The 13,730-nt window shown below is 41.2% G+C and carries 12 protein-coding genes; 10 read left to right on the forward strand and 2 right to left on the reverse strand.

Annotated elements, in window-relative coordinates:
- Positions 1–231 precede the first annotated feature (231 nt).
- From PGX00_RS16235 to PGX00_RS16270, 8 genes are all read left to right on the forward strand, one after another.
- Positions 232–1,227 carry a Bug family tripartite tricarboxylate transporter substrate binding protein gene (locus tag PGX00_RS16235; protein ID WP_272138504.1) on the forward strand — a complete coding sequence of 332 codons (996 nt, stop codon included), beginning with the start codon at positions 232–234 and terminating at the stop codon, positions 1,225–1,227.
- 55 nt (positions 1,228–1,282) lie between these two features.
- Positions 1,283–1,750, forward strand: a complete 468-nt coding sequence (locus PGX00_RS16240) for a tripartite tricarboxylate transporter TctB family protein (RefSeq protein ID WP_272138506.1) — start codon at positions 1,283–1,285, stop codon at positions 1,748–1,750.
- A gap of 9 nt (positions 1,751–1,759) precedes the next feature.
- Positions 1,760–3,280 (forward strand): tripartite tricarboxylate transporter permease, encoded by a 1,521-nt coding sequence (locus tag PGX00_RS16245; protein WP_272138508.1) that lies wholly within the window; start codon positions 1,760–1,762, stop codon positions 3,278–3,280.
- Positions 3,281–3,342: 62 nt separating this feature from the next.
- Positions 3,343–5,916, forward strand: coding sequence for a bifunctional aconitate hydratase 2/2-methylisocitrate dehydratase (locus PGX00_RS16250; RefSeq protein ID WP_272138510.1), 2,574 nt, complete (start codon positions 3,343–3,345; stop codon positions 5,914–5,916).
- Positions 5,917–6,302: 386 nt separating this feature from the next.
- On the forward strand, positions 6,303–7,838 hold the full coding sequence (locus PGX00_RS16255) for an ATP-binding protein (protein ID WP_272140875.1): 1,536 nt from the start codon (positions 6,303–6,305) through the stop codon (positions 7,836–7,838).
- Positions 7,825–8,514, forward strand: a complete 690-nt coding sequence (locus PGX00_RS16260; RefSeq protein ID WP_272138512.1) for a response regulator — start codon at positions 7,825–7,827, stop codon at positions 8,512–8,514. The genes PGX00_RS16255 and PGX00_RS16260 overlap by 14 nt, the downstream gene beginning before the upstream one ends.
- 81 nt (positions 8,515–8,595) lie before the next feature.
- A complete protein-coding gene (locus PGX00_RS16265; protein ID WP_407702425.1) occupies positions 8,596–8,751 on the forward strand; it encodes a hypothetical protein in 156 nt (51 codons plus the stop codon).
- Positions 8,752–9,007: 256 nt separating this feature from the next.
- Positions 9,008–9,565, forward strand: a complete 558-nt coding sequence (locus PGX00_RS16270) for a hypothetical protein (protein WP_272138514.1) — start codon at positions 9,008–9,010, stop codon at positions 9,563–9,565.
- Between the two features lie 140 nt (positions 9,566–9,705).
- Here PGX00_RS16270 and PGX00_RS16275 read toward each other — a convergent pair whose 3' ends face one another.
- Together PGX00_RS16275 and PGX00_RS16280 are read right to left on the reverse strand one after the other, a co-directional pair.
- Positions 9,706–10,197 (reverse strand): C-GCAxxG-C-C family protein, encoded by a 492-nt coding sequence (locus PGX00_RS16275; RefSeq protein WP_272138516.1) that lies wholly within the window; start codon positions 10,195–10,197, stop codon positions 9,706–9,708.
- A gap of 344 nt (positions 10,198–10,541) precedes the next feature.
- Positions 10,542–11,009, reverse strand: coding sequence for a hypothetical protein (locus tag PGX00_RS16280; protein WP_272138518.1), 468 nt, complete (start codon positions 11,007–11,009; stop codon positions 10,542–10,544).
- 434 nt (positions 11,010–11,443) lie between these two features.
- Here PGX00_RS16280 and PGX00_RS16285 point away from each other — a divergent pair, with 434 nt between their 5' ends.
- Positions 11,444–12,628, forward strand: a complete 1,185-nt coding sequence (locus PGX00_RS16285) for a helix-turn-helix domain-containing protein (RefSeq protein WP_272138520.1) — start codon at positions 11,444–11,446, stop codon at positions 12,626–12,628.
- Between the two features lie 318 nt (positions 12,629–12,946).
- Complete coding sequence (locus PGX00_RS16290; RefSeq protein WP_272138522.1) at positions 12,947–13,723, forward strand: SDR family NAD(P)-dependent oxidoreductase; 777 nt, start codon at positions 12,947–12,949, stop codon at positions 13,721–13,723.
- Positions 13,724–13,730: the final 7 nt, after the last annotated feature.

The raw sequence follows: 13,730 nt of genomic DNA on the forward strand, positions 1-13,730 counted from the left end.
CTTTCCCGTCCCGTTATTTTTCAGATGGTTGCTATAAATACGACCAAGCTTATCGCTCCAATACCGATGGTTAACTTGAAAGTACACCATTGGTTAATGCCATTAAAACTCTAGCTGCCTTTTAAACATTAGCCAGGATTGAATTACCTCACACCAACGGCAAGGTATCAGCGGGACAATAAACGCGTTCAATAAGCAAACTTTAATCCTAATAGAACAAAAGGTATAAATATGAAAAAAATAGTGAAAGCTGTAGGAAAGGTATCCACTGTAGCAGCAATTATATTTTCGGCTCTAGCCCCTTCAATAGCCGTTGCAGACAATTATCCTAACAAACCAATCAACTTCGTTGTTGGCTTTGGTGTAGGTGGTAGCGCTGACCGCATGACCCGCTCTATGGCTGGTTTTATCTCCGAAGAACTTGGGCAGCCAATCAAGGTAATCAATAAAAAAGGTGCAGGTACGCAGATCTCAGCAAACTATGTACTTGCAAGGCCTGATGATGGTTATACCGTATATGCATCTACTTTTGCGCCATATTTATCAAACACAATTCTTAAAGGTGGTGCGAAGTACGCAGTTGACGATTTTTCTTATATAAACTTCCAGTGGTTCGACCAAGAGCTAATTGCAGCAAACAAAGACACTCCATACAAAGACTTGGCTTCACTTATTACTGCAATCAAAGAGAAACCAAAGTCGGTAAAAGCTGCGGTGGTTCAGGGGTCGGGCGGACACCTGATGGCAAAGTTGCTTCTTGATAAAAACGGTATTCCACAAGAGAACCTCAATCTTGTTACTTTCAGTAGCGGTGGTAAAGCCCGTTCTGCAGTTGCTGGAGGTCAGGTAGATTTCATTATTATTAGTGCTCAGGGTAGTGAAGGTATTCGCGAGTTCCTGCACCCACTTGCTGTAGTAAGTGATAAGAGAAGTGATCATTGGAATGCACCGGCCGTAAACGAAGCACTCAAACCTCTAAATACCGAAGTACCAGTACTGACAGGCTCGATGCGTGGTTTCGCGGTAACAAAAGAGTTTAAGGAAAAATTCCCACAGCGTTACGAAAAACTTGCACTCGCAATCCAAAAGTCTTTGGCACGTAAAGACGTTCAGAAGTTCCTAAAAGCAAGTGATATAGGTGGTGACTGGGTAGGTCCAGAACATTCATCTGGATTAATGAGCCAGAATTACAACACCTTTAAGCAATACAGTAATCTACTGGATTGATGCAACTATAGCTGCTCGTTTCGGGCAGCTATTAATCTCCCTGACGTGAGGATTTATGAAGATTTTCAATCTTAAGACCGCTGATTTTGTAGTTGTCAGTATTTTAGCTCTCTTTATATGTTGGTATGCGTGGTCAGCCTGGCAAACGTCATCAACAGTCGAAAATATGATTCTAATTGTGCCGATAGCTGCCATTGCTCTTGTGCTTACTGTTGGTGAAATAATTCAACAAATTCGACGCAACGCCACTGATATTAGTGTTGAGAACACAGAGGAAAAAGACTCTGTATTTACTGTGTTACCAATTATTGGTCTGTTTACCGTGTATGTGATGTCTCTTGAAACAATTGGCTTTGACGTTGCTACAACGCTTTTTGTTGCCGCGTTCCTTTGGTATCAAAAAGAACGCCGTCTAGTATGGTTAATTGGTTATAGCGTTGTATTCGGTCTGATAATGTCGGTTTTCTTTGCCCAAATGCTCCCTTATCCAATGCCAATGTCATTGCTACCAACTGAATACTAAGGAAAAACTATGTTAGATCTTTCAGCAATACTAGCCGGTGGCGAACTACTATTGTCCTCTATTGGCCCCTGGCTATATGTTGTACCAGGTATGGTTATCGGATTGGTATTCGGTGCAATCCCAGGACTCCAAATTTCCATGGCGATGGCGATTTTCTTGCCAGCCACGCTTTATATGAACTTCCTGGAAGCTATGATTTTCCTGACAGCCATATTTACAGGTGGATCATTTGGTAGTGGCATCCCTGCTATATTAATGAATATACCGGGGACATCTTCTGCAATTGCAACTGCATTTGATGGTTATCCTATGGCAAAAAAAGGTGAACACAACAAAGCTTTGGGCGTTGCATTGGGTGCATCATGTTTTGGTGCGATTTTTGGCTATATAATTTTGTTCATGCTTATTCAGCCAATTTCGTCGATGGTACTAAAGCTAGGGCCATCTGAGATGTTCTTCGTTATCCTTTGGGGCATGACACTGATTGCAAGCCTCAAGGGCGACTATATGCTTAAAGGGTTGCTTTCCGGCTTCGTCGGTCTGCTTGTTGGTACAATCGGGTACAGTGAAGCTGGTGTGGCACGAGGTACAATGGGAAATGAATATCTTTTAGATGGTGTTCCAGTAATTCCTGCAATGATGGGTATGTTTGCAGCTTCCGAGTTATTCAAACTGGCAAACACAAACTATCTTGTTGCAGATGAATCAGCACGAAAAGTAAGTATCACTGAAATTCTTTCTGGTTTCAAATACTCATTCACACACCCTAAAGTACTTATTCGTGGCAGCTTGATCGGTGTCTTTGTTGGCGCAGTTCCTGGTGTTGGGTCATCTGTATCTAACCTGTTGTCTTATGTAGAAACGAAACGTGGTGACAAAAATCCAGATAGCTTTGGTCAGGGTAATCCAAAAGGTGTAATCGCAGCAGAGTCAGCAAACTCAACTTCTGAAGCAGGATCTATGGCAACACTACTTGCCCTGGGCATCCCTGGTGGTGGAGCAACAGCCGTGATGCTAGCAGCATTTGCAATGCATAATATCACTGGTGGCCCACAGTTCATCCGAGAACAAACGGATATTGTATACGCGATCATTATGGGTAACTTTGTTCAGGTATTCCTACTTATTGGCCTAGGTCTGATCTTCATTCCTATTTTGGCTAACGTCGTTAAGGTACCAATGAACATTCTGATACCGTCAGTATTGTCCATGGCCGTATTCGGCTCATTTGGTTTGACCGGAAATATCTCAGGCCCTGTTACAGTACTTGCGTTTTCCATTGTTGGTTGGATATTCAGTCGACTGAACTACTCGGTGCCAGCGGCAGTCATTGGCATTCTGTTGGGAGGAATGGCAGAGAGTCACTTACTGCATACCTACCAAATTAGCGGCGGAGAATTCAGCTACCTGTTTGAACGCCCAATCACCATGTTGATTCTGTTTCTACTATTGCTATCGCTGTTTGGCTCGAAAATTACTGGAGCTCTATCCAAGCGCGCAACTAAATCTTCAGCGACAACATCAGTTTAAGTATCAGAAGACCTACTATTCCATTGGTCGGTCTTCGTTTTAGTTCTTAATAGGAAAAAAACATGCTAGACAGTTATTACGCGATGAAACAATCTCGTGAAGCGCAAGGTATTTATCCAAAACCGCTCAGTGCAAGTGATGTCGAAGAGATAGTCCATGAGTTACAAAAACGCCAGACAGACATAGAAAAGCAAGAAGAGCTGAAATGTCTGCTAACTTACCGTGTTCCATCTGGAGTAGACGACGCAGCCAAAGTTAAGGCCGATTTCTTACAGAAACTAGCATTCGGTGAAGCCAAATCGGAGGCAATTACACCGGTAGAAGCCGTATACCTGTTAGGTACGATGCAAGGTGGATACAACATAGCGCCACTGATTGACCTACTTAGCCATCCGGAGCTGGCTCCCAACTCAGTTCGGGCCTTTAAATATACTGTACTTGTATATGACGCGTTTTCAGAGATTGCAGCGCTGGCTAAGCAAGGCAATGATGCAGCAAAGAGTGTGCTTCGCAACTGGGCAGAAGCTTGCTGGTTTACATCCCGCGCAAACGTTGAGAAGAAAATCACCGTTACTGTATTTAAGGTGCCAGGAGAGATCAATACCGATGATTTGTCTCCAGCTCAGGACGCTTGGTCACGGCCAGATATCCCGTTACATGCAGAAGCCATGTTAAAAATGCCAAGGGAAGGGATGCCGGATAATTCATTAACAAGAATCTCCCAACTAAAGCGGGCTGGATATCCAGTTGCTTTTGTTGGTGATGTTATTGGGACGGGATCATCACGTAAGTCAGCGGCAAACTCTGTAATTTGGCATATTGGTCAAAATATCTCTTATGTTCCAAATAAGCGTGCTGGTGGTGTGGTTATTGGTAATAGCATTGCACCAATTTTTTATAACACACTAGAAGATGCTGGTGCACTTCCAATTGAAGCAGACGTTAGTAAGTTAGAAACAGGACAAGTTATAGAAATCTATCCTTTCCGTGGAGAAATTCGAGATAAAGCGACTCGAGAGTTACTGAGTCAGTTCGAGATAAAATCCGATATGTTGCTGGATAGCATCCGTGCTGGCGGGCGAATTTCACTGATTCTTGGCCGTCAACTAACCGACGATAGCAGAGCGATTTTAGGACTAAATCAGAGCGAACTTTTTGTTCGCCCAAAAAAGGTCGAGGCCGAAGGTGGTTACACGCTCGCGCAAAAGATTGTGGGCAAGGCATGTGGCCTGAGGGGGGTATATCCAGGGCAGTATTGCCAGCCAAAGGTTAGTTCCGTAGGTTCTCAAGATACGACTGGCCCTATGACGCGTGATGAGATCAAGGATCTGGCTTGTCTGAAGTTTTCTGCCGATTTTGTACTACAGACTTTCTGTCATACCGCACCATATCCACGAAAAATTGACTCAGAGAACCACAAAACTATGCCGAAATTTTTTGAATCGCGTGGTGGTGTAGCAATCAAACCGGGTGACGGAGTCATCCACTCTTGGTTAAACCGTATGATAATGCCGGATACAGTCGGAACGGGTGGCGATTCACACACACGTTTTCCTATGGGCATATCTTTCCCCGCAGGCTCAGGGCTTGTAGCCTTTGCTGCAGCAACAGGAATAATGCCTCTGGATATGCCTGAATCGGTACTGGTACGTTTCAAAGGGACTATGAAACAAGGCATCACGTTACGAGATCTTGTACACGCAATACCCTATTTTGCGCGTAAGGCAGCTCTATTAACAGTAGAGAAATCAAACAAGAAAAATATTTTTTCCGGTAAGGTTATTGAAATTGAAGGTCTGCCAAACCTTACCGTTGAACAGGCGTTTGAGCTAGCTGATGCTACCGCTGAGCGTTCAGCCTCGGGTTGTACAGTGGATCTGGCGCAGGAAAGTGTAGCAATTTATCTAAGATCAAATATTACTCTCCTAAAATGGATGCTTAGCCAAGGTTACGAAAACAAAGAGACTTTGGAAAAACGAATCGTAGAGATGCAAAACTGGTTGAACAATCCGGTATTATTGAAAGCGGACAGCGATGCTCGTTATGCAGAAGTGTTGGAAATTGACATCGAAGAAATCACCGAACCTTTACTTTGCTGCCCAAATGATCCCGACGATGTGAAACCCTTATCTGAAATCGCTCAAACACCAATTGATGAAGTGTTTGTTGGTTCTTGTATGACCAACATCGCTCACTTTAGAGCTGCGGGTAAAATCCTAGAGCAAAGTGATTGTGTAATCCAAAGCAAAATGTGGATTGCTCCTCCGACTAAGATGGATGATGTTCAGCTTAGAAATGAAGGCATCTACAACGTTTTTGCCCGGCGAGGTGTGAGAATTGAGATGCCGGGCTGCTCACTGTGTATGGGAAATCAGGCACAAATTGCTGAAAACTCAACAGCGGTTTCAACCTCCACCCGTAACTTCCCAAATAGACTTGGGAGAGGTACCCACGTGTATCTGGGGTCGGCGGAATTGGCTACTGTTACAGCGATTCTGGGTAGGTTACCTTCTCCAGAAGAGTATCTAGAAATGACATACCCTATCAAAGAAAATCATAGTGATATCTATCGATACCTGAACTTTGATACTATGGCAGAGTATTCGAAAACCGCTCAACTGGAGGTAGGCCACTGAATTAGCATTTTAGCCAGTTAACAAATTCCATGCTGTCCTCCACCGTTCCTGCGATAACAGCATGGATTCTCCTCTGGTTTAATCCCATAAACACCAACTCACTGCTCTTAAAATCCTTTACGCCATTAAAACCACGGAAATATTTTAACTAATTAACTTCACCATCTTTGGCATAGATCTATACTGAAAATCAATACTTACACTACTATCAATATTGGCAAGCTATGGCTAATGGCTTTCTAGCACACAGCAAAGAGCACTTTTATGATCAGTAAGTTACTCCATAAGTTAAGATTTAGAACAAGAGTAGGCTTACTGCTATCTGTCTTTTTTTAGCGCTGATTGGATTTCAGAGTAGCCTGTTTTTTCATATTTTTGAGAAGACTATTCTCAACCAAGTGGGCTCAAAAGCACTAATCCAAGCACAAACCATAGCGTCAACTCCTGAAGTTATAGTAAACATGGAGAATGGCGAAAACGATAAGATCGCTTTCATATTTCAGCGGTTAAACCAACTGAGCGATGCCGACTACATTGTAATTGCCGACTTGCAAGAGATCCGCCTCTACCACCCAAATCCCGCTCATATAAATAAAAAAATTAACAGCAAGGATAATCATAACGCATTAGTTAATGGCAAAAGCTATGTTTCAAAACGAGTTGGTGAATCTGGCCTATCAATCCGGGGAAAAGCACCGATAATAACTCCGGAAGGAAAGATTGTTGGAGTAATATCAGTAGGTTATTTAATCGAAAAGCTGTCTGATCGAATACGCTACTATGCACTACCTATCTTTGGTGTTGTTGTGCTGGCAATCATATTGGCTTTTATCGGGGCTGCTATTTTCTCTGCTCATATAAAGAGTCAAATGTTTAATATGGAACCTCAGGAGATAGCGCAAACATTACAGATTAAGAAAAGTGTAATGCAATCTATGTATGAAGGGCTCATAGCCACAACCCGAGATGGGACAGTTTTGAGTATTAACAAGTCCGCTTTAAAGATGTTGGGTATCGCTAAATCACAGGAAGAATTAAAAGGTAGGTCGATTCAGGAGTTTGTTACACCTGCAACATTCTTTTTATCCAGCAAGAAAGTAGAGGCAGTTCAGGATGTAGCCGACGAGATTATTACCTGCAACGGCGAAAATTTTATTGCAACGCGGGTAAAAATGACTAATAACGACGAGATAATGGGTTCAGTAGTTAGTCTGCGGCGACAGGATGACATTACAACACTCACAACACAACTAGCACAAGCTCAACATTATCTGGACAATTTACGTGTTATCCGCCACGAGCACGACAACAAGCTATCAACACTTTGTGGATTATTGCAGATTGGAGCATACGATAAAGCGCTCCAAATATTAGAAAATACACATAGTAAGCAACAAGCGATCATCGATTCAGTAACAAATGCGATTAAATCCAGAGTTATCGCGGGACTTCTACTTGGAAAAATCAGCCGAGCGGAAGAATTGGATTTGAAGTTAGAGCTTGACCCCATGTCAGCGTTAGTTGGAGATAACTGGCCGATCAATGAAGAAGAACTTTCGACCATGATAGGAAACCTGCTAGACAATGCATTTGAATCCACAATACTTAATACTCAAAGCAACAAAATTATTTCGCTCCTGATAAATGATATAGGAAGTGAATTGATCGTTGTAGTCAGCGACAACGGTACTGGGTTTGGTAACAACGATCCTTTAAATTTATTACGAAGAGGAATGACATCAAAAACAGAAAAAGGCCATGGTATTGGATTACATTTGGTAAATCAGTACGTTAAAAAAGCGGGAGGTACATTAATGATGGAAGAATCTGAACCTCAAGGCGCTACTTTTTCTATATATATTCCAAAAATACTACAAGAAACTGAATCCCTACAAAAAGGTACGATAGATGAAGGTATTTAACATTTTAATTGTTGAAGATGAGCCTAATATTGCTGATTTTCATAGTACGTTTTTCCACCGCACACCTAGGTTGAGCCCTGTTGGCATTGCACGTAATATTAAGGAAGCCAGAAGTATGATTGCTATCCTGAAGCCAGATTTGGTAATAATGGATAACTATCTGCCAGATGGTAAGGGAATCGACCTGATGAAAGAACTTAGCAGAAAAGAAAACCCACCAAATGTTATTTTTGTTACGGCGGCAAGTGATATGGAAACGGTGCGAAATGCTATAAGAGCCGGAGCGTTTGATTATTTGCTTAAACCAATCTCATATGACCGGTTAAGCGACTCAATAGAGCGGTTCCTGAAATATATGGGGACACTTGAATCCAGAGAACTTGTAAGCCAAAGGCATGTAGATCAAATGTTAAACTTTCAAGCAAACTTCGACGAATCTAGAAATAATCTTCCAACAGGTATTGATGAACTCACGTTGAACAAAATAAGAGATGCATTCTTTGATGAAACAGTTACCCATACAGCTGACTCTCTTCTGGAAGTAACAGACATTAGTAAGACAACCGCACGTCGTTACCTAGATTACTGTGCTATGTCTGGTTATCTACAAGCCGAGATCAACCATGGAAAAATTGGACGGCCGGAAAGGCGTTATCGGAAGAAAACGATAGGTTAAGTTGTGTGATTCATAGACATCCTTTCGACTATACTGATGTCTATGGAAAGAGATATGCAATAATGACTACAGTGGGTAAAGATGTATGACGAATCTGGTGATGAAGACTTCGTATATCGTCGTTACGAGATTTCTAGGCCAATATTGCGAAAGTGGGCAAATCGATACAAACAGGATGGAATCGTTGATCTAGTAAGCCAAAACATACACACAGTTGGTGGTGTTTCAATGTATTGATATCAAAATTCATAGTTAGACTATTAGCTTAAAATGTGGGGGAGTCTCTGGACTTTTCCAAGTTACGATAACGTAGCACCACTTAGTAAAAAATAAGGCTTATTTATCTAGACATAAAGCTCTCGCAACTGACAGTCAATCCTGTTAGGTCGTATTTTTGCCGCATTAATGCCGTTTAAGTTGATATATAGAAGTGAATTTGATGTGATATAGTTATTGATCTGTATCAAGTTATAACACGGAGTCCACCCTAACGATGCACAAAATAAGATCTTTTTTACAAAACTCATCGAGTGGAAAAATGGTATTTGGCTTTTTCATTCTGACCAACTTGGTATATGGCGCTATATTAGGATATACAATACCCCTAGTCTTAAGTTTTTCCCCTGATTCAATATTGTTTGATATGTCTCCAACTGGTTATAGTTACGACCAAGCAATCCAATTATTAGAATCTTTGGGAGCAGAAGGTCGATACGCTTACTTAACAATTCAGATTCCGTTGGACTTTGTGTATCCAGCCATGTTCGCCGTTTCATATACATTATTGCTCGTATGGTTTTTTAAACGGTGCCTACCCGTAGATTCAAAGTTGTATTTACTGACACTTTTCCCCGTGTTAGCTGGACTTTCAGACTACTTGGAAAATTTTGGTATTATCGCCATGCTGAATGATTATCCGACAGTTTCTGAAGAACTAGTAAGAACGACCAGCCTATTTACTGTAGCCAAAAGTGGATTTACCACCCTATATTTCGTTATATTGCTTATCACATTACTTTTCTTATTAAAAAAACTTTTAGCCAAAAGATAGTCCTTTACCAATGATTTGGACGAACAAACGAATGAAACTCAAGTCGCTTTGAATTTTCTAATACTATCGCTTAGGTCCTTGTAGCTGAAGAGGGATGCTGCATATTTAACGCACATTTCATGCATGTTGCTGACGATAACTTACCCAGAAAAATACGCATAATAATAGTTTTTATTGGGGGTTTTCTCAACAATAATGGTTGCCGCTATTTCAGTTGCTCGGCGTGTGTATTGCTTACATTGCTTTATCAATTGGAGTTCCTTGAACTGAGCCATTCCTTCTTCGGTGCCAATGTCGCACCCCAACAACATATGGCAATCTTTTGCACCAAACTCACCTTCGAATTCGGAAATCAACTTTTGAGTAGCCTCATAAGTAGACTGAACTGACTGGCTCGTGTCTGAGCGACCTAAATGTAAACTCAAGCCCATCATCGCTCCTGTTAAAGCACCACAAGTGCCACAACTCCTTGCCATACCACTACAAAAAGCGGTGGCGATTTTTGGTAGATATTGACTTTCTATACCTTGGACATGAGCAAGTGTAGTTAGAACGCTTTCTGCGCACAGTAATCCATTATTAAAATGATCTACCGCCAAGTCACCTGCAAGCAGTTCTGTTTTATGATTCACTCTAAATCCCTATTCTAGTGAAAACTCTTTTTTAGATAGTAACTACATTGTTTTATGATTCAAATGCTTTTGTAGAATTTGTGTTCATATCAGTAGACAACTTAGTGATGAAGCGCATCAATAACATGCACGTCAAAACTCACTTCATCAGCTACAACATTAATAAATTCATTAAAACTCTGCTGTAAGTGCCTATAACTCAGCTAAACACATTGTTATTAATAGAATTGATAAATTTCGTGATATATACAGAAATAATACCAATCCAATAGAGCAGGAAAATGAGAGAGATATAGAAAGTGTAGCGAAAAATAACTAGCTTGGGAGTAACAACCTGATTACAGTTACGAAGACTCTACCAACATTATGTATCCCAACCATGAAAACCAAATGATCTGACTTAGACCAAATATTTCGGTCAGTATATCAGCAGGATAAACCGTAAAAATTCCGGCTACTCCAACAAATAAACCTAAATAGTTGAGCTTTTTACAAAAAGCATTACTTTTTAAAGCGGCAATACTTAACAATAAAACCCATAGACCGCCAACTATCTCGTTTCCACCTCCGATCCCTTCGGTTACAGAGTCAATTGCTAACCAGACTGACCTAGCTTGCTCTGGCTCTTTTCCTGAGAGTTCAATAACGCTTCTTAGTCCTATATTTGAGATCATTCCACAAGCAATTACCAGGCCCACCCATATTAAACCAAAAATGGATGCGGTTTGTGAAAGGGCCGCCGCATTGCCTTTCAAACGCTCATGGAGCGCCAGCACTAACACGGCTAAAATAATGCCAAATACTACATACATTAAAAGATTCACGATAGCTAAGGCCGATTGATTTTCCTTCAGGAAAACCAGTTTTATTACAACACCGGCATCCGAAGGAAAGTCCCAAAAAAACCCAAAAAAACGAAAGCCGACATGTAGAGAATCGCCTCTAAAAGTGCTGCGATGCCACCTAATTTCTGAAGATTAATCACTAAAAATTCTCCTTATACTGTGGAGCCCTCATAATCAACATGATCACCAAGAACCGCTGTTGCCTTATTCGAACGTCCCTTAACTTGTTTTGTTTTGCCGTTGTAACTCTCCAACGTGTGGGCCTAATTGTCCTTGTTATGGGCGCTTAAGTCGTCCGAGACTATAAGGCCGGACACTTTTTTGTATTTTAATCAAACAAGAGACAGTACAATTATTTCACTTTATCCCACGAACAAAATTTTTAATGAAAGGCGGTGGTCTTGGAAGATCTTGTAGTGCTTGCAATAGCAATGATGACAGTAGGACAGATAGGATTTTGTCTACCTCAATTCCTATTACGCTCATTGCATACTCAAACCTATTTCCCTTTAGCGATGTTCTTCTTTGCCAACGCTGTCATTGCATCAGGGCCCGCAGTATTTTCTTTAGTTCCAGCATGGAAAACGATTTGCATCGCTTTAATATTTCCGGCTTGGCTTCTTCTTGGCCCTTCATTTTGGTTATATGTAGAGGGGCTTACATCAGACTCACCATGGCGAATGCAACCTAAACACGCTATACAGCTCATCCCTTTTATCTATGGACTAATTGTCGCCGGATTAATTATTAGTTTACCGCTGGAAATGCGTCAGGTTATTTTTGGCAATGAAACGGATGTTAATTCCGGATTTCCACTTGTCGTGATCATAAGTATGTTTCTAGCAATGATGCTTTGGGCTTTGCAGAGTGCGTATTATGTTATTCGGATAATTATTCGTCTATCTAGATACAGGAAGCAACTGAAGGACTTGTTCGCTAGTAACGAACAGCGCGAACTAGGTTGGTTGAGTTGGCTACTATTAATTATCGCAGGCACTTGGTCCTTTTCCTTTGCAAACTTAATGTCAACATTAATACAAAACAACACGCTGTTTGGGTATAGATATGGTTTCACAATGTTGTTGATTCTGGTGTGGACTTTGGCCTATTGGGGGTTACGACAAAAACCGGGATTTGAAGGGCGCTATATAAATGATAAATCAGTTAAATCAGCAGTCACAAGCTCAGGTCCCGTCGTGGATAAAAAATATGAGCGCTCTGCTCTTAATAAAGATCAGGCTCTGCGAATTGCAGATAAAATTAATGCGACTATGGCGAAAGAACAACTGCACTTAGATTCAAGTCTATCGTTACATAAGCTTGCACAGCATATCGCTATCTCCCCGAACTATATATCCCAAACACTAAACGAAACTATGGAAACAAACTTTTTCGACTATGTAAATAAATGGCGAATCGAATCGGCCAAACCAAAATTAATTGCTAATGAAGATACCGTGTTAAACATCGCCCTAGAAGTTGGTTTCAATGCGCGTTCGTCTTTCTATAAAGTGTTTAAAAAGGAAACGGGTATGACTCCCACTGAGTTTCGCAAGTCACATTCTACTCAAACAGGCCGAAAGTAGAGTAAGCACCGGTAATAGTATCAAACTCATGTAACCTCGTTTCTATTTCAGAATGTTGCATCCTTTGTAGCAAGTCTGAATTTAAACATAATTGAAGCAGTTCTTGTCTGTTAAACCTTTTTGCGAAGACCTCCCACCTCCCTAACTCATTAATCATGGATTAAATAGCCGTAAGGTTTGACCAACAAAGGCAATACCTTTGACTTAAAACATCACTCAATCGACACATTAAGCTTTGTAAACCATTGTTTCAATTTATTTGCATAGTCATTTCGTATATAGTAAATCCAAGATTAAAGTACTATTGGAGATGAGCAATTGTTTAACGATCTAAAAAATAGGAATATCCTGATAACCGGTTCGACCAGTGGTATCGGCTTATCAGCTGCAAAATTCTTGGCATCTAGCGGAGCGCACGTCTCACTAACGTCGTATCGTCACCACGAAGAGATTGCTGAAACTATTGAGACCATAAATAACCTCGGAGGTTCTGCCAGTTTTCATCAGGTGGATTTTTGTAACGATGAAGCTTGTGAAACGTTTGTTGAAGATTTTGTTCGTGAGCGCGGTGGCATAGATGTACTCGTTAACAATGTAGGTGGACTCGTAGAAAGAAGACAGACAGAAGAGATAGATGCAGAACTATTTGATAATGTCGCTTATCTTAATATGCGATCTGCGCATACAATGGTGAGATTATGTTTGCCTTATCTCAAGGAGTCAGCAAAGCAGAACAACTGGTCGGCTTCCGTCATCAGTGTGGGTTCTATTGCCGCATATTCCGGCGGTGGTCCAGGAGCTTCCCTGTATGCCGCATCTAAAGCATGGTTACACACGATTAACCGTTCATGGGCAAAGAATCATGCTACCGATAACATTAGGTTTAATGTTATTGCTCCCGGTACTGTTGATACGGCATTCCACGCAGACAAAAACGAAGAAGCGAAGGCGAGAATGAGTAAGGGCATTCCCATGGGACGGCTAGGCACATCAGATGAGATGGCTCCCACATTTGCATATCTTGCCTCTCATCTTATGTCCGGTTATGTCACTGGGCAGATTCTACATGTTAATGGTGGTCAATTCATGTCTTAAACTTTTC

Origin of the sequence: Vibrio algarum, assembly GCF_028204155.1 — a bacterium.
Lineage (GTDB): Bacteria > Pseudomonadota > Gammaproteobacteria > Enterobacterales > Vibrionaceae > Vibrio > Vibrio algarum.

Excerpts from the sequence above, each read along its gene's own strand:
- PGX00_RS16235 (WP_272138504.1), top strand. The coding sequence starts at position 232 with ATGAAAAAAATAGTGAAAGCTGTAGGAAAGGTATCCACTGTAGCAGCA.
- PGX00_RS16240 (WP_272138506.1), top strand. The coding sequence starts at position 1,283 with ATGAAGATTTTCAATCTTAAGACCGCTGATTTTGTAGTTGTCAGTATT.
- PGX00_RS16245 (WP_272138508.1), top strand. The coding sequence starts at position 1,760 with ATGTTAGATCTTTCAGCAATACTAGCCGGTGGCGAACTACTATTGTCC.
- PGX00_RS16250 (WP_272138510.1), top strand. The coding sequence starts at position 3,343 with ATGCTAGACAGTTATTACGCGATGAAACAATCTCGTGAAGCGCAAGGT.
- PGX00_RS16260 (WP_272138512.1), top strand. The coding sequence starts at position 7,825 with ATGAAGGTATTTAACATTTTAATTGTTGAAGATGAGCCTAATATTGCT.
- PGX00_RS16265 (WP_407702425.1), top strand. The coding sequence starts at position 8,596 with ATGTATGACGAATCTGGTGATGAAGACTTCGTATATCGTCGTTACGAG.
- PGX00_RS16270 (WP_272138514.1), top strand. The coding sequence starts at position 9,008 with ATGCACAAAATAAGATCTTTTTTACAAAACTCATCGAGTGGAAAAATG.
- PGX00_RS16280 (WP_272138518.1), bottom strand. The coding sequence starts at position 11,009 with ATGTATGTAGTATTTGGCATTATTTTAGCCGTGTTAGTGCTGGCGCTC.